Here is a 15,601-nt window from a genome sequence, read left to right on the forward strand (position 1 = left end):
GGTGCTTTACGGGCGTCCTTTTTTTAGCGGGCATTCGGTTGGCCATATACCAGCAGGGAGGCTTTGGCGATGGAGGCGAAGTGCAGGTTGTAACCCACGAAGGCAGGGCTGGCTTGTTGCGGGAGGTCCAGCGATTTGTCCAGCGCATATACGGTAATAAGGTAGCGGTGATCGGGGCCTGGATTAGGCGCAGCGCCTACATATCCCGGTTCGCCCAGGTCGGTGATGCTCTGTATGGCGCCGGCAGGCAAAAGGCCTGCATCAGGGCTGCCGGCACCGGCCGGCAGGGAGGTCACGGCGGCAGGGATGTTGAATACTAACCAATGCCAGAAGCCGCTGCCGGTAGGTGCATCCAGGTCATAAATGGTCACGGCAAAACTTTTAGTGTTGGCAGGCGCATGCTCCCAGTACAGCTGGGGAGATTGATTGTCGCCGGTATATCCCATGTTGTTGACATACTGTTTGTTGGATAGTTGCCCACCCAGTTCCAGGCTCTTTAAGGTGAATGTTGTTTCCATTGTGTAATGTTTGTGTGCGAATAATGAGCGTTGACAGGACAAAGGTCGTACGCGGCGGCGGGGTAGGGATATAGGGCGGGCGTCAAAAAGTGTTGAAAAAGGTTCATTGTGATAAGAATAGGCCACCGGCCAGCCGGATAATGGACCGTTTATTTATTCACGTTTTGTATGTATAATAGTTTTACATACATTTAAGGAATTAATAGTTTAAGATGAAAGGCACAAACCTCGGAGAATTCGAAGAACTGGTATTACTCACGGTGGCGGCATTGACGGATGAAGCCTATAGTGTGGCGATCTGTGATGAGCTATCGGACCATACCGGTCGTACTGTAAAACTTGGCGTGGTGCACGCGGTGCTTAACCGTTTAGAAGAGAAGGGGCTGTTGAAAAGTGAGTTGGGAGAGGCAACGATGGCACGTGGCGGTAAGCGGAAAAGATTTTATCAGCTCACTATGCAGGGTAAATCAGCCTTGATGAACGCTAAAGCGATGCGTGATCAGTTATGGGCCAGGATACCATCGCTTGTGTGGGGAAAAATGTAGTATGAAATCACAACGGGAACATCATCCGCCCGCATGGGCGCAGCGATTTATAGAGTGGTATTGTAAGCCTGGGCTCGTAGAGGACCTCACAGGGGACCTGCACGAATGTTTCGAGCGGAACGTACGATCTATCGGGGCACGTCGTGCGAAGCTGATCTACATCATTGATGCCTTCAAATTTTTCAGGAGCTATACAGTAAGCAGATCAATATTTTTCCACCTTTTTATGAACCATATCATGATCGGAAGCTATGTCAAAACATCCGGGCGCAACATCATGCGCAACAAGCTGTTCTCTTTCATCAATATCTCAGGCCTCGCCATCAGTATGTCGGTGGGGTTACTGCTGATTGCTTTTGTACTGGACCTACATTCCTATGACAGGTTCCACAAAAATGGTGACAGGATCTATCGTATCACTAGTACGTTGACCTCCAAAAATGAACAAAACGGTAAGTTCGCGTCTGCCTCTTTTAAGGCGGGAAGGCTTATCCGCGATAAGGTGAGTGGCATTGAGGAGGTGACGGTGATGCGCAACGATTTTTCGGGTGATGCTGCGGTGGGTGACAATGTATTACCCATCAAGGGCTTCTGGGCGGAGCCTTCTGTATTCAAGGTCTTTACATTTCCGATGGAAGAAGGGAATGTGGAAACGGCATTAAAAGTTCCTTATTCCATCGTGCTGACGAAGACGGCTGCCAGGAAGCTGTTTGGCGACCAGGCGGCACTTGGCAAGACTATCAAGGTCGATACTGTCGTATACCAGGTGACGGGTATTGTTAAAGATGTTCCTTTCTTTTCGCATATCAGTTTCGAGGCATTGGTATCATTATCTACTGCGGAGCAGCTTAATAAAGGCGATAAAAATTTCGCTTCCTGGGCAAACATGTGGTCTAATTCCGTGTACGTACTGCCTTCGGAGAATGCTGACATGGGAGCTATACAGTCGCAGCTCAACACACTTGCCCGGGAGGAAAACCAGGGGGAAGAAAATGATAAGATCCAGCTGGAGTTGCTTCCGCTATATGATATCGTGGTGGGGGAGCACCTGCGGCAACCGGAGGGTGGGCCTGGCTTTTCGGGGCCTCATGTGTCTCCTGTTGTACTTTGGATACTCGGCGGGCTGGCATTTATCGTGGTATTGTCTGCCTGTTTCAACTATACTAATCTTTCTATAGCGCGGGCGATGCGCCGTATTAAAGAAATAGGGCTTCGCAAGGCTATTGGTGCGGGCAGAGGGCAGGTGCGGCTACAGTTCCTGGCTGAGGCGGTGATGATCTCCCTGGCCGCCCTGGTGCTTTCCTTCCTTTTGTTTCTTGTATTGCGGCCATTGTTGATCAACATTGCACCGGAGATGCAGCGTACCGTGAAGCTTGACCTTACGCCTGCTATGGTAATAGCTTTCGTTGTTTTCTCTGTCGGTATAGGTGTAATGGCTGGTTTCCTGCCCGCTGTTTTCTTTTCGAAGGTGAGTCCTATTAATGCGTTCGGCAGTGTGTCATCGATGAAGGTGTTCAAACATCTCACATTGAGGCGTAGTCTGGTGGTGATCCAATATACTGTTACGCTGATCTTTATTACGATCACTGCTGTCGGCTATGTGCAATATAAGAACATACTAGCCTTTGATCTGGGTTTCAGTACGGCGAATATCCTGAATATTAATACGCTGGATAATAAATCCGACGTATTGCTGCGGGAGCTTGGGGAGATGCCGGAAGTAACGGGAGTGTCGCGGTCGCTGATCACGACGGGTGTGGGAAATGCCTGGGGCGGCAGTATGAAATACAAGGATTCGCGGGATTCTGTCGGGGTGATGACCAACCATGTGGATGAAAACTATTTACCGTTGCATAACTATAAGCTCCTCGCCGGCCGGAATTTTGTATCCCGGCCTGCCACTGCGGAGGCTGTCGGTGAGGTGATCGTTAACGAGCAGGTGTTAAAGCGATTCAATATCGGTGGCCGCCATCCGGAGAAAGCGATCGACGAGCAGGTCATATTGAATGGACGTAAAATGACTATCGTGGGGGTTATGCAGGACTTTCATTATGGTAAGGTGGATAACCTTATCGGACCGGTAGCCTTTACTTCGTGGACACCTGAGGACCGGGTTATTATCAGCGCCAAAATACAAAGTAAGGATATGCCGGCTACGCTGGCGAAGATCGAGGCGGCGTGGAAGAAGATCGACCGTGTACATCCTTTTACGGCTGCGTTCTATGACGATGAGATAAAAGAGGCGTACCGTGAGTTTTCCACTATGATCAAGATCATCGGTTTCCTTGCGTTCCTGGCCATTTCCATTGCGTCAATGGGATTGTTTGGTATGGTGGTGTTTACGACGGAGACCCGGCTGAAGGAGATTGGTATCCGGAAGACGATGGGTGCCAGCACTGGCAACCTGATATTTTTGCTGAGCCGCGGGTTTTTGGTGCTCTTGTCAGTATCAGCACTTATTGCGCTGCCAGCTACGTATTGTTTCTTTGAAGGTATCGTGCTGCCTCATTTCCCTTATCATACCCCGGTGCATCTCCCGGAGCTGCTGGTAGGTTTGCTGGCGGTGTTGCTGATCGCGTTCATTATGATCGGATCGCAGACGTTGAAGGCGGCGAGGAGTAACCCGGTGGCGGTGCTGAGGAGTGAATAGAATACTGGCGGGCGGATAGCTACAAAAAAAAGAGACGGTGTGAAAGCACCGTCTCTTTTTTTTGTGATCCAGTCAGGATTCGAACCTGAGACCTACTGCTTAGAAGGCAGTTGCTCTATCCAGCTGAGCTACTGGACCATTTGTTCCCTTTTCGGTGAAATAGATATTTCTTTATATCTTCCGTTTTGGGAGTGCAAATGTATAAAATATTTTGTCAATAATGCAAATATAGGCATTTAAAAAAATTAAACTGTTTATGGATGTTAAAATAGAAGCCAGTTGGAAAGAGGTATTGAAAGACGAATTTCAGAAAGCCTACTTTGAGCAGATTGCCATGTTTCTGAAACATGAGAAGGCATTGGGTAAGACAATTTATCCTTCGGGTAGCCAGATCTTTTATGCATTTGACAAAACTCCATTTGACAACGTAAAGGTGGTGATATTAGGGCAGGACCCTTATCATGGGCCTAACCAGGCGCACGGTCTTTGTTTTTCTGTGCAGGATGGGGTGAAGCCGCCGCCATCATTGGTGAACATTTATAAAGAGCTGAACAGCGATCTGGGAGTGCCTATTCCTGCGGGAGGCAATCTGACCCGCTGGGCGGAGCAGGGGGTATTACTGCTCAATGCGATATTGACGGTGCGGGCAGGTGAGCCGGCCTCGCACAGTAAGAGTGGCTGGGAGACATTCACGGATGCGGTGATACGTAAGATATCCGATCAGAAGCAGGATGTGGTATTCCTGCTGTGGGGCCGTTTTGCACAGGATAAACAAGTGCTGATCGATGCGACCCGTCATCATATCCTGAAAGCGGCACACCCTTCTCCATTCAGTGCAGACAAGGGCTTTTTCGGTTGTAAACATTTTTCCCGTACTAACGAGCTGCTGATCAAAGCTGGTAAACAGCCGGTGGACTGGCGCCTGTAGTGGATTGTATACACTCTTAATCATAGCAAAGCCCCCTGTTATCAGCAGGGGGCTTTTTATGTGCTGGGCGGTCTATTTTTTCAGGAAAAAATAGTAGACGGCGAGTGCAATACTGGCCAGTATGATAACCAGCAGGCAACCGATGCCGCTACGTTTCTTTTTTACGGAATCGGAGAGTCCGCGTGATGCCAGCAGCTCGTCGACTTCCTGTTTGGCCTTTGCCAGGGAATAGCGCGTACCCAATTGCTGGCTTTTGTGTGTGATGTAATAGTGGATGCCTGCCAGATAACCATTTTTCAGGCAGATATCGACGGTAAGTTTTTCCAGCTGACTGTCGTTAAGTGAAGGGGATTGTAAGCGGAAAGAGCGATGGCAGGTGCGGCAGGTGTATTCCTGTGAGCCGGAATGATCCGGACTGCCGTAGATGGTAATATCGCTGCTGCCGCAGTGAGGGCAGTACGTAGGGGTACCAGCTGTCAATATACGTGGTTTTAAAGCGTTTGAAAATGCCTATAAGATAGTATTTTCCGGTGATATGACCAGCAGGAGAGGGGAGGAGTGGAAGAAGGATGACTGGTATAAAAAAAATCGCAGTACCGTAGAAGGGTACTGCGACGATGTCTTTGTGTTGTCAGCCGGCGTTATTGCTGTTTTAATTTATCCTTAAATACCTTTTTGAATTTCTCCAGTTTAGGCCGTATTACGAAAGAGCAATAAGGTTGTGAGCCATTCAGGTTATAATAGTCCTGGTGGTAGTTTTCAGCCTTATAGAAGTTCTTCAGCGGGGAGATCTCGGTTACGATCGGGTTGTCGTAGGCATCGGCTTCCTGCAGTTTTTGTTTGTAGTATTCGGCTTTTTTCTTTTCGTCTTCGTTGCCATAGAAGATCACGGAGCGGTATTGTGTGCCGACGTCGTTGCCCTGGCGATTCAGCTGGGTAGGATCGTGGGCCTGGAAGAAGGCGGCCAGCAGTTCATCGTAGGAGATGACGGTCGGGTCGTAGGTAACACGGATCACTTCTGCGTGGCCGGTGGTACCGTTACATACTTCTTCGTAGGTCGGGTTAACGACGGTGCCGCCGGAATAGCCGGACTCTGCTTTCAATACGCCGTTAAGCAGCTGGAATTGGGCTTCTGTACACCAGAAGCAGCCTGTTCCGAAGACGGCAACGGCGGTTTTCGTATCTTTGCTGATTTCCATATCTCCTGGTACTTTATTGTTCTTTTTATTGTTTTGAGCGCAGGCTAGGATGGTAATTGCCATACAGATAGCCAGCATGGTATATTTTAGCATAGTTGTAATGTTAAACCCTTTGATGTACATAGTGTGTCATATGATGATCTTTATTTATCATCTTCCGGTTTAAAATTACGTTATCGCTGATGCTTTAGATGTTCAAGTTAAGTAACTTTAACATTCTTTTACGTGCCAGGCTTATAGCCGCGCCGGGTGGAGGGGATGGACGACGTACCCGGGGATACGATCTGACAGCACTAACATTATATTTATTTGTCCCGTGCCGCGAGGCGGTAAGGGCGGAATGACATCACAAAAAACATATCTTAAGAAGTGAAATTTTTTCCTGAATCAGCACTGACACAGCTGGAGTTTGACAAAATACAGGATCTACTGCAGGAGCACTGCAAAACGGAATTGGGTAAACAGATGGCAGCAGAGCTGCGCCTTCATACACATATTGACTACGTACGATTAGCATTACAGCAGGCCCACGAGTACAAGCAGCTGCTTTTGTTACAGCAATACTTTCCCAACGATTATATCCTCAACCTCAAGAATGAGCTGCGCCTGTTAGGTATCCAGGGTGCTGTGCTCAGCGGAGAGCAGTTATTACAGATACGTAAGCTGGCAGAGAGTATGCACAGCATAACCCGTTTCTTTGATTCGGACCGGAAGGTACAGTATGCAGGGCTGTACCAGATCATTGCCAATACTCAATATGAGAAACGGATATCGGCAATGATCGACGATGTGGTGGATGAAGATGCGCAGGTGCGTGACAATGCGTCTGAAGATCTGGCGAAGATACGTATGCAGCTGTTCCGCAAGCGGAATGAGCTGCGGCGGGCATTTGACCGGGTGTTGCAGAAGCTGCATAAGCAAGGCTACCTGGCCGATATTGAGGAGGCGTTCCTGAGCGGGCGTAGGGTGGTAGCCATTTTTGCGGAGAACAAGCGGATGGTGAAAGGTATCCTGCACGGGGAATCTGACACACGTAAGACCGCTTTTATTGAGCCGGAAGAGACAATAGAACTGAATAACGAGGTATTCTCGCTGGAGCGGGAGGAAAGCCGGGAGGTATACCGTATCCTCAAGGCGCTAACGCAGGCATTGTCGCATTTTGCGCCACTGCTCAGCGGTTACCATGATATACTGGGTACCTATGATTTTGTGCGGGGCAAAGCTAAACTGGCGATGGATATGGACGCCCATTTCCCCAGTCTGACCCCGCATTCGGAGGTGAACCTGATCAATGCATATCATCCATTATTATTACTGTATAACCGTAAGAGCGGTAAACCTACCATACCGGTGACGATCAAGCTGGACCGGGAGCATCATATCCTGGTGATCAGCGGACCTAACGCTGGCGGTAAAACGGTGACGATGAAAACGATCGGGTTGATCCAGCTGATGGCGCAGGCGGGATTGCTGGTGCCGGTGCATCCTTCTTCCCAACTGGGTATTTTCCGGCAGCTGATGATCCACATCGGGGATACACAGTCGCTGGAGTTTGAGCTGAGTACCTACAGTTCGCACCTGAAGAACATGAAGTATTTCATTGAGAATGCGAACGGTAAGACCCTGTTTTTTATTGATGAGCTGGGGAGCGGATCGGACCCTAACCTGGGGGGCGCTTTTGCGGAGGTGATTATGGAGGAGCTGGCGAGGAAACATGCCTTTGGTATTGTGACGACGCACTACCTGAACCTGAAGATCATGGCCAACAAGGTGCGGGGTATTATGAACGGCGCGATGGGATTTGACGAGCAGACGCTGATGCCTTTATATAAACTGATGGTGGGTAAGCCCGGTAGTTCTTATACGTTCTCTATTGCCGAGCGTATCGGGATGGCGCCGGAGCTGATTGCGAGGGCGAAGAAGCTGGTGGATGACGGTCATTTCCGGCTGGATAAGCTGCTGAACAAGGCGGAGCAGGATCTGCAGCAGGTGGAGGCGAAGGAGCAGGAGTTGCAGCAGTTGCTGAAGCAGAATGAGAAACTGAAGAAAGAGTACGAGGTATTATCTGACAAGGAGCGTAAGCAGCAGCAGTATGCGGTGTTGCGGTTGCAGAACCAGATCAAGGAAGAGGAGCTGGCATATCTGAAAGATATGGAGCGTAAAATGAAGCAGATCGTGATGGACTGGAAGCGATCGGATGATAAGCAGCGGGTGCTGCAGCAGGCGGAGGCGTTATTGTTTCGTAAGAAGGATAAGCAGATCGATCAAAAGATACAGCGCCGGGTGCAGGACAAGTTTGAGGAAGTGGGGACCAGTGTGCAGGTGGGTGACCAGGTGAAGATCCGGACGAACAACCAGGTAGGTAAGCTGATAGAGATCAGGGATAAGCGGGGTATCGTGCAGTTGGGGAATATCCCGATGAATGTGAAGTTGTCGGATCTGGTGGTGGTGCAGGAGAAGAAAGAGAAGGAAATGGGGCAGTAGGTGGCAGATCAGGTGAATATTGTATCAGTGAGGGGCCGCCGGTGGATTTCTTAATATATTGATATTCATTTGATTGTGCTGGTTTGGATATAGGAATGATATACCTTAGTTATACGAATGTTATAGGAATGATATAGGAATATTATAGGAGAGGGCGGCGAAAGCTGCGACTTTTTGGCGGTATTTGATGCTTTTTTATCACGCGGGGGTATTGAGGACATTTATGGAGGTATAGGTAAGATTTATTTGTTTAGTCGGCTAATTATATTACTTTTGTCCCATGAAAAAAATGCCCATGTGTAATACCATCAGTTATCTGATGGTGCAGATATGCAAGGCGCACCGTAATAAAGCGAATGAGTTGCTGGGTATGCATGAGTTGCATGCTGGGCAGGAGTTGATGCTGGAGCATGTCTCGCAGCAGGAAGGAATCACGCTGAACGAGTTGACAACTGAAATGGGAGTTTCGGCGGTCACGACCACCCGGATGGTAGGGCGCCTGGAGAAGAACGGATTTTTGGAGAAGGTGAAGTGCAGCGAAGATCAGCGTGCGATCAGGGTTTATCTGACGGATAAGGGAAAGGAGACGGCTTGTGAGATAGCCAAGCGAACCTGGGGAGAGTTGGAGGAGCAGATGACCGCAAATCTTTCGACGGAGGAGAAGGTATTACTGAAGCGACTATTGATGCAGGTACTGGAGAATTTCTCCTGATTATATTCCAACACTTTTATATGATTTAAAAGCGCAGGGGCGAAGTGTGCCCAGGCTTTTCTTAACACTTGATAATTAGCCGGCTAATTATTTATTCACTAAATAGATTAGACACTATGAAACCGGAGATGACTTTCAGAAGAACTTTGCACGCCTCTTTACTGGCGGCTTTTATAACTGCCTGGCTTTGTTTTGTATGGTATTGGATGTTTATCCTTTTTACGGATTATGAGATCCCGGCAGAATTTTCCTCCCTGGGTATCGCCAGCAGCAGCCTGGTAGGCTCGTTGGCAGCGGCATTCGGGTTTTATATATTGGTCATTACTTTCAAGGCAAGGCCGGTGTACTTTAAGCTGATAGCAATGGTACTGGCGATCCTGACGGTATTACCGCTGATTGGGGATGGAGTACTGCCATCTGGTAATGTGATCCCGGAGGGGTTCCTTTGGCTGGCAGTACCCATGCACCTGATAGCCGGGGTGGTCATAGGGGGAATTATACCTTGGTACGTCATTAAGGGGTTGCCGGAGGTGGAGGAAGTAAAAGCATGAATTTTCTGCATCATAAATGGGGTAAGACGGCGTTGTGCCGGAAAAATTCATCCGTCATAAGTGCAGGTGGTCACTTTATGAATGACGTTCGTCACGTTTGACCTACTGCACTAATTATACTTATGTAGTTTTGCGTCGCTACCGCTGTTTTGCCCGCAATTTTTTTTAGCTATGAGAAACAATTTGTTGATACCTGTATATGATCTGACCGAATGCCACCAGCAGGAGGAGCCATTGAAAGGCTTCAGCATTGCGCGATACCGTTCTAAAGGGTACATAGCCGAATTACAGCGTCCTCATCGTCATGCGGGGTATAGTATTATGTTGATCTTATCCGGCAAGCTGACGCACTATATCGACTTTCAGCAGTACACAGTAGTAGCGCCGGCATTGATGTTCCTGTCGCCGGACCTGGTGCATCAGCATGGAGCGGAAGCTGATTTTGAGTCGATCACTATTGCGTTTGACAAGGAGTTCCTGATGACGGAGGCGCAGCATATGGTGATGTGTTGGGAGTGTATGTTCAACCACAGTGTGCTGGAAGTGACGGAGCAACAGATGAAAGAGATGCTAGTGTTCACGCAGGTGATACAGCAGGAATATCGTAAGAATGGCATATTGCGGGAGCCGATCATCCGCAGTGTATTAAATGCGATGATCATGGCAAGCTCTCGTATACCCAGCCAGGACACTGCGTTTATGCAGACGGATAATGTGCAGAGCCGGATGGTGCGTCAGTTCAAAGAGTTGTCTGATGTGCATTTCAGGGATAAGACGCAGGTAGCGCATTATGCAGATATGATGTATGTGACGCCGGGTCATTTGAATGATACCATTAAATCAACTATAGGAAGGTCGCCCAAGCAGATCATTGATGAAAAGCGGATCATGGAAGCCAAACGTTTGTTGTTCTGGGGAGAGCATACCGTGAAGGAAATTGCTTATCAGTTGAACTTCGAAGACGATGCGTATTTCAATCGTTTTTTTAAGAAACATACCGGACATACGCCGGCACTTTTCCAAAAAACCATCCGTGAAAAGTACAATTAATACCGCGATTATTTAAACCGATTTGAACTTTTGTCGACTTAATTTTGCATTGTATTAATATAACAGGGTCCACCGTTGGACTGTATCTAAAAGAGGTTAACATGAAACTGATGTAGTGCCCCCCCGGCGCCTGTTATAACAGGGATGAAGATGTTTAATACGGAAAGGAACAACACACTATAGCAACATTATCCATATCAGCGTTAATACTACTCCGGGGAGATATACATACATATGGATCCGGTCGAATCTACCCAAGCTTAAATAAGTTACCTGTAACTGACAACATGCAACGTGTCATACACGGAAGGCTTTGTGCGCACTTCTGTAGACGACAGGCGAGGTTGGGAGTTCACTATAACTATACAGCACACACTATATGAATCGGAAACTTTTAGGGAAAATAAACAGACACAGTATGAAACCATTAAGCAAACAATTATTCACCAGTCTGCCGGCAGGCATTCTGTACAGTATCGCAGTTATGGCGGTAGTGTATGGTTGCAGCTCTAAAGCAGCCAATCCGGAAGGAGGGGCACAGCCAGCGCAGGCGTTACCCGTATTGAAGGTAACATCACTACCAGGTTCTACCCATCGCGATTATACAGCTACACTGGAAGGTAAAGTAAACGTAGAGATCCGTCCGCAAGTGAGTGGATACCTGGAACGTATATACGTAGATGAGGGTGCATTTGTAAAAGCAGGGCAGCCGTTGTTCAAGATCAACGACCGTCCTTTCCAGGAGCAGCTGAGCAATGCTACTGCCAGCTTACTCGCCGCACAGGCTAACCTGCAGAAAGCAGAACTGGAAGTGAACCGTCTGACTCCACTGGTACAAAACAACGTGGTATCAGATATCCAGCTGAAGACCGCACAGGCTGCACTACAGGCTGCCAAAGCCAGCGTATCGCAGGCACAGGCAGTAGCCGGCAATGCACGTATCAACTTGGGATATACCCTGATCAACGCGCCGGTAAGCGGCTACATCGGTCGTATACCTTTCAAGACCGGCGCACTGGTTGGCTCCGGAGAAGCGACTCCGCTCACCCTGCTCTCCGACGTCAATGAAGTATATGCTTACTTCTCTATGAGTGAAGTAGACTTCATCCACTTCAAGGAAAAAACAGCCGGCAACACTATCCAGGAGAAAGTGAAAAACCTTCCCCAGGTAGAGCTGGTACTGGCTGACAACAGCGTATACAGCGAGAAAGGCCGTATCGAAACCATGGAAGGTCAGTTTGACAAAACCATGGGCGCTATCAGCTTCCGCGCTACCTTCCCGAATGCAGCCGGGCTGTTACGCTCTGGTAACACGGGGCGTGTAAGACTGCCACAACAGTTTGATTCCGCGGTACTGGTACCACAGGAGGCGACCTTCGAGCTGCAGGATAAAGTGTTTGTATTCGCTGTTGGCGATAGCAACAAAGTGAGCAGCAAGCCGATCACGGTGGCAGGTAAGAGTGGCGGTTATTACTTTGTAGGTAATGGCCTGAAGCCCGGAGAGCGCATTGTATACACAGGACTGGACCGTCTGCAGGAAGGTGCTGCGATCAAACCTGAGCCGATGTCTATGGACAGTCTGCTGAAATCCAAACCACTGAATTAAGCCGAAAAATATTGTAGTACAGGGAGGATGACCTGTTGCTGGCCGGTATCTACCGGTCAGCCAGGGGAGTCCCTTGCACAAGGTTTTACATTTCAGAAGGAGCTGGAGCATCCATCACAGCTAACCAGGTGTTAGCTACTCAATCGAACTACATGTTAAGAAGATTTATAGAAAGACCAGTATTAGCTACCGTAATATCCATCTTGTTGGTATTACTGGGTATTCTGGCACTGGTAACATTACCAATGACGCAGTTCCCGGATATCGCACCGCCTACCGTTGCGGTGACTGCTTCTTATCCGGGCGCGAATGCGGAAGTGGTGGCACGTTCTGTGGCCACTCCTATAGAAGAGGCAGTGAACGGGGTAGAGAACATGACGTACATGACCTCTAACTCGAACAACGACGGTTCCATGACGCTGAACGTATTCTTCAAGCTGGGTACAGATCCTGACCTGGCAGCGGTGAACGTACAGAACCGGGTGTCCAAAGCTACGAGCCTGTTGCCCGCTGAGGTGGTACAGGCCGGTATCAGCACGCAGAAACAGCAGAACAGTATGATCCAGGTGATCAACCTGGTGAGTGATGTACCTGACTATGACGAGACTTTTCTGCAGAACTATGCCAAGATCAACATCATCCCGGAGATACAGCGTATCACAGGGGTAGGTCAGGCACAGGTGTTTGGCGCGAAGGAGTATTCTATGCGTATCTGGTTGCAGCCGGAGCGTCTGGCTGCCAACAACATGTCTCCACAGGAGGTATTGGCTGCTATCCGCGACCAGAACCTGGAGGCCGCTCCTGGCCGTTTTGGTGAAAAGAGCCATGAAGCCTTTGAATATGTATTGAAATACAAGGGTAAGCTGAATGAGAATGAGCAATACGAAAACATCATCCTGAAAGCGAACCCCAACGGTTCTGTGTTGCGCCTCAAAGATGTGGCACGTGTGGAATTCGGCTCACTGTCTTATGGGCAGGATACCAAAGTAGATGGTAAATCCGGTATCGGTGTGGCTATCTTCCAGACCGCGGGTTCCAATGCGAATGACATACAGGTAGCGATCAACAACTTGATGAAGAAAGCGGAGAAATCTTTTCCGAAAGGTATCCGCCAGTTCAATATCTATAGTACTAAAGAGTACCTGGACGAGTCTATCAGCCAGGTGAAACATACCCTGGTAGAGGCCTTTATACTGGTGTTTATCGTAGTGTTCATCTTCCTGCAGGACTTCCGTTCTACGCTGATCCCGGCTATTGCCGTGCCGGTGGCGATCGTAGGTACTTTCTTCTTCATGCAACTGTTCGGCTTCTCTATCAACCTGCTCACTTTGTTCGCGCTGGTATTGGCGATCGGTATCGTAGTGGATGATGCGATCGTGGTCGTCGAGGCGGTGCATGCAAAGATGGAGCGTATCAATATGTCGCCGAAGGATGCGACGATCGCTTCTATGCAGGAGATCTCCGGGGTACTGATATCGATCACGCTGGTAATGACAGCAGTATTCGTACCGGTTGGTTTCATGCAGGGGCCTGCCGGAGTGTTCTACCGTCAGTTTGCCTTTACGCTGGCGATTGCGATCGTGATCTCTGCGGTGAACGCCTTGACATTGAGCCCGGCGCTCTGTGCCTTGCTACTGAAGAACAACCATGGTAAAGATCATAGCCATCCTGCTGTACAGAAAGGATTTGGCAAAAGGTTCTTTGCCGCCTTCAATACCGGATTTGAAGCAGTGACCAATAAATATCAACGCAGCCTGCAGTTCCTGGTACGTCACAAATGGGTGGCTATCCTGGGGTTGGTGATCATCACCGGCGCTACAGTATGGCTGATGCGTAAAACACCGAGTGGCTTTATCCCTTCTGAGGACCAGGGCTTCATGGTGTATGCCGTAAGTATGCCGCCAGGATCTTCTTTGCACCGTACCAAACAGGTAGTGGATAAGGTAGAGAAGATCATGAAAGAGCTGGAGTCTACCAATCACTACCTGAGTGTATCTGGTCTGAACTTCCTGAGTAACTCAGCTAGTTCTTCCTATGGTGTGGGCTTTGTGAAGTTGAAACCACACGTGGATCGTGGTAAGATAAAAGACCTGAAACAGCTGATGGGCACTATGCAGCAGCGGTTGTTCGGCATCCAGGAGGCGAGTGTGTTTATGTTTAACATGCCGACTGTACCTGGTTTCGGTAACGTGGATGGTTTTGAAGTGGTATTGCAGGACCGTACCGGTGGTAAGTTGCAGAACCTGGCTAATACAGCTTATGGGTTCATCGGTGAGCTGATGAAACGGAAGGAGATCGCGGTGGCCTTTACCACGTTCAACGCTGGTAACCCGCAATACTCACTGGAAGTGGATGAGAACAAGAGTAAGCAGCTGGGTATACCGGTAAGTGAGATCATGCAGACGCTGCAGGCTTACTATGGTAGTATGTTTGCCTCCGACTTTAACCGCTTCGGTAAGTTCTACCGCGTGGTGGTACAGGCTGACATTCCTGCCCGTGCGGAGCCCTCTACGCTGAACAATGTATATGTGAAGAATGCCAGCGGCGAGATGGTGCCTATCAATACCGTAGTGACACTGAAACGGGTATACGGACCAGAGACGGTGACACGTAACAACCTGTTCAATGCCGTAACGATCAACGGTCAGGCGAAACCGGGTTACAGTACCGGTGATGCGATCAAGGCCGTCGAGGAAGTAGCAGCGCAATATCTGCCCCGTGGTTATTCTTATGAGTGGGTGGGTATGAGCCGTGAGGAGATTGCTGCTGCCGGTCAGGCAGGTGTGATCTTCCTGTTGTGTCTCATCTTCGTATACTTCCTGTTGTCTGCACAGTATGAGAGCTATATCCTGCCATTGTCGGTGATACTCTCTATCCCTGCAGGTATCTTCGGCGTGTTCGCGTTCATCAACCTGGCAGGTATTGACAACAACATTTATGTGCAGGTGGGCTTGATCATGCTGATAGGTCTGTTGGCCAAGAATGCGATCCTGATCGTGGAGTATGCGATACAGCGTCGCAGGTCAGGTATGGGCTTGCTGGCATCAGCGCTGCAGGCATCCAGGTTGCGTCTGCGTCCGATCCTGATGACATCTTTCGCCTTTATTGCGGGTCTGATTCCGCTGATGAGAGCTACCGGTTCCTCCGCTTTGGGTAACCGTTCTATCAGTACAGGTGCAGCGGGTGGTATGCTCACCGGGGTATTACTGGGTATCTTCCTGGTGCCGGTGTTGTTCATCATGTTCCAGTACCTGCAGGAGAAGATCAGCGGTGTAAAACAAGTGCCCGCGACCGATCATGATACACAGGTGGTAGGTTAACGACTACTTTGGTAGCCGCTTGTTTCCGCGAAATAAAT

The 15,601-nt window shown here is 49.0% G+C and carries 12 protein-coding genes and 1 tRNA gene; 9 read left to right on the forward strand and 4 right to left on the reverse strand.

All coding sequences use genetic code 11. The annotated features are described in order from the left end of the window. Positions 1–23: 23 nt before the first annotated feature. Positions 24–518 carry a YbhB/YbcL family Raf kinase inhibitor-like protein gene (locus KTO58_RS04420; protein ID WP_095840553.1) on the reverse strand — a complete coding sequence of 165 codons (495 nt, stop codon included), beginning with the start codon at positions 516–518 and terminating at the stop codon, positions 24–26. 212 nt (positions 519–730) lie between these two features. On the opposite strand from KTO58_RS04420, the gene KTO58_RS04425 reads away from it, so the two are divergent. Together KTO58_RS04425 and KTO58_RS04430 are read left to right on the forward strand one after the other, a co-directional pair. Beyond that, positions 731–1,063, forward strand: coding sequence for a PadR family transcriptional regulator (locus KTO58_RS04425; protein ID WP_095840552.1), 333 nt, complete (start codon positions 731–733; stop codon positions 1,061–1,063). A 1-nt stretch (position 1,064) separates the two neighbouring features. Beyond that, positions 1,065–3,713: an ABC transporter permease gene (locus KTO58_RS04430; protein WP_225860051.1), complete on the forward strand. Its 2,649-nt coding sequence runs from the start codon at positions 1,065–1,067 to the stop codon at positions 3,711–3,713. A gap of 64 nt (positions 3,714–3,777) precedes the next feature. Here the strand turns inward: KTO58_RS04430 and KTO58_RS04435 are convergent. Beyond that, positions 3,778–3,851, reverse strand: a tRNA-Arg gene (locus tag KTO58_RS04435). A gap of 118 nt (positions 3,852–3,969) precedes the next feature. On the opposite strand from KTO58_RS04435, the gene ung reads away from it, so the two are divergent. After that, a complete protein-coding gene (ung, locus tag KTO58_RS04440) occupies positions 3,970–4,641 on the forward strand; it encodes a uracil-DNA glycosylase (protein WP_095840551.1) in 672 nt (223 codons plus the stop codon). A 72-nt stretch (positions 4,642–4,713) separates the two neighbouring features. Here the strand turns inward: ung and KTO58_RS04445 are convergent, their stop codons facing one another. Both KTO58_RS04445 and msrA read right to left on the reverse strand, forming a co-directional pair. Next, on the reverse strand, positions 4,714–5,121 hold the full coding sequence (locus tag KTO58_RS04445) for a transposase-like zinc-binding domain-containing protein (protein WP_095840550.1): 408 nt from the start codon (positions 5,119–5,121) through the stop codon (positions 4,714–4,716). 161 nt (positions 5,122–5,282) lie between these two features. Then, on the reverse strand, positions 5,283–5,933 hold the full coding sequence (gene msrA / locus KTO58_RS04450; protein ID WP_307728955.1) for a peptide-methionine (S)-S-oxide reductase MsrA: 651 nt from the start codon (positions 5,931–5,933) through the stop codon (positions 5,283–5,285). A 276-nt stretch (positions 5,934–6,209) separates the two neighbouring features. Between msrA and KTO58_RS04455 the strand changes: the two genes are divergently transcribed. The 6 genes from KTO58_RS04455 to KTO58_RS04480 all read left to right on the forward strand — a co-directional run bounded on the left by KTO58_RS04455 (position 6,210) and on the right by KTO58_RS04480 (position 15,563). Beyond that, positions 6,210–8,324: an endonuclease MutS2 gene (locus KTO58_RS04455; RefSeq protein WP_095840549.1), complete on the forward strand. Its 2,115-nt coding sequence runs from the start codon at positions 6,210–6,212 to the stop codon at positions 8,322–8,324. 280 nt (positions 8,325–8,604) lie between these two features. Continuing rightward, entirely contained in the window at positions 8,605–9,036 is a 432-nt protein-coding gene (locus tag KTO58_RS04460) for a MarR family winged helix-turn-helix transcriptional regulator (RefSeq protein WP_095840548.1), read from the forward strand. A 116-nt stretch (positions 9,037–9,152) separates the two neighbouring features. Then, on the forward strand, positions 9,153–9,587 hold the full coding sequence (locus KTO58_RS04465; protein WP_095840547.1) for a hypothetical protein: 435 nt from the start codon (positions 9,153–9,155) through the stop codon (positions 9,585–9,587). Between the two features lie 171 nt (positions 9,588–9,758). Continuing rightward, entirely contained in the window at positions 9,759–10,637 is an 879-nt protein-coding gene (locus KTO58_RS04470; RefSeq protein ID WP_095840546.1) for a helix-turn-helix domain-containing protein, read from the forward strand. A 418-nt stretch (positions 10,638–11,055) separates the two neighbouring features. Then, positions 11,056–12,243 (forward strand): efflux RND transporter periplasmic adaptor subunit, encoded by a 1,188-nt coding sequence (locus KTO58_RS04475; RefSeq protein WP_095840545.1) that lies wholly within the window; start codon positions 11,056–11,058, stop codon positions 12,241–12,243. A 152-nt stretch (positions 12,244–12,395) separates the two neighbouring features. Beyond that, the gene (locus tag KTO58_RS04480; RefSeq protein ID WP_095841707.1) at positions 12,396–15,563 is read left to right on the forward strand and encodes an efflux RND transporter permease subunit; all 3,168 of its coding nucleotides are present in this window, start codon (positions 12,396–12,398) and stop codon (positions 15,561–15,563) included. Positions 15,564–15,601: the final 38 nt, after the last annotated feature.

The sequence above is a fragment of the Chitinophaga pendula genome (assembly GCF_020386615.1).
GTDB lineage: Bacteria > Bacteroidota > Bacteroidia > Chitinophagales > Chitinophagaceae > Chitinophaga > Chitinophaga pendula.

Excerpts from the sequence above, each read along its gene's own strand:
- KTO58_RS04420 (WP_095840553.1), bottom strand. The coding sequence starts at position 518 with ATGGAAACAACATTCACCTTAAAGAGCCTGGAACTGGGTGGGCAACTA.
- KTO58_RS04425 (WP_095840552.1), top strand. The coding sequence starts at position 731 with ATGAAAGGCACAAACCTCGGAGAATTCGAAGAACTGGTATTACTCACG.
- KTO58_RS04430 (WP_225860051.1), top strand. The coding sequence starts at position 1,065 with ATGAAATCACAACGGGAACATCATCCGCCCGCATGGGCGCAGCGATTT.
- ung (WP_095840551.1), top strand. The coding sequence starts at position 3,970 with ATGGATGTTAAAATAGAAGCCAGTTGGAAAGAGGTATTGAAAGACGAA.
- msrA (WP_307728955.1), bottom strand. The coding sequence starts at position 5,933 with ATGCTAAAATATACCATGCTGGCTATCTGTATGGCAATTACCATCCTA.
- KTO58_RS04460 (WP_095840548.1), top strand. The coding sequence starts at position 8,605 with ATGAAAAAAATGCCCATGTGTAATACCATCAGTTATCTGATGGTGCAG.
- KTO58_RS04465 (WP_095840547.1), top strand. The coding sequence starts at position 9,153 with ATGAAACCGGAGATGACTTTCAGAAGAACTTTGCACGCCTCTTTACTG.
- KTO58_RS04470 (WP_095840546.1), top strand. The coding sequence starts at position 9,759 with ATGAGAAACAATTTGTTGATACCTGTATATGATCTGACCGAATGCCAC.
- KTO58_RS04475 (WP_095840545.1), top strand. The coding sequence starts at position 11,056 with ATGAAACCATTAAGCAAACAATTATTCACCAGTCTGCCGGCAGGCATT.
- KTO58_RS04480 (WP_095841707.1), top strand. The coding sequence starts at position 12,396 with ATGTTAAGAAGATTTATAGAAAGACCAGTATTAGCTACCGTAATATCC.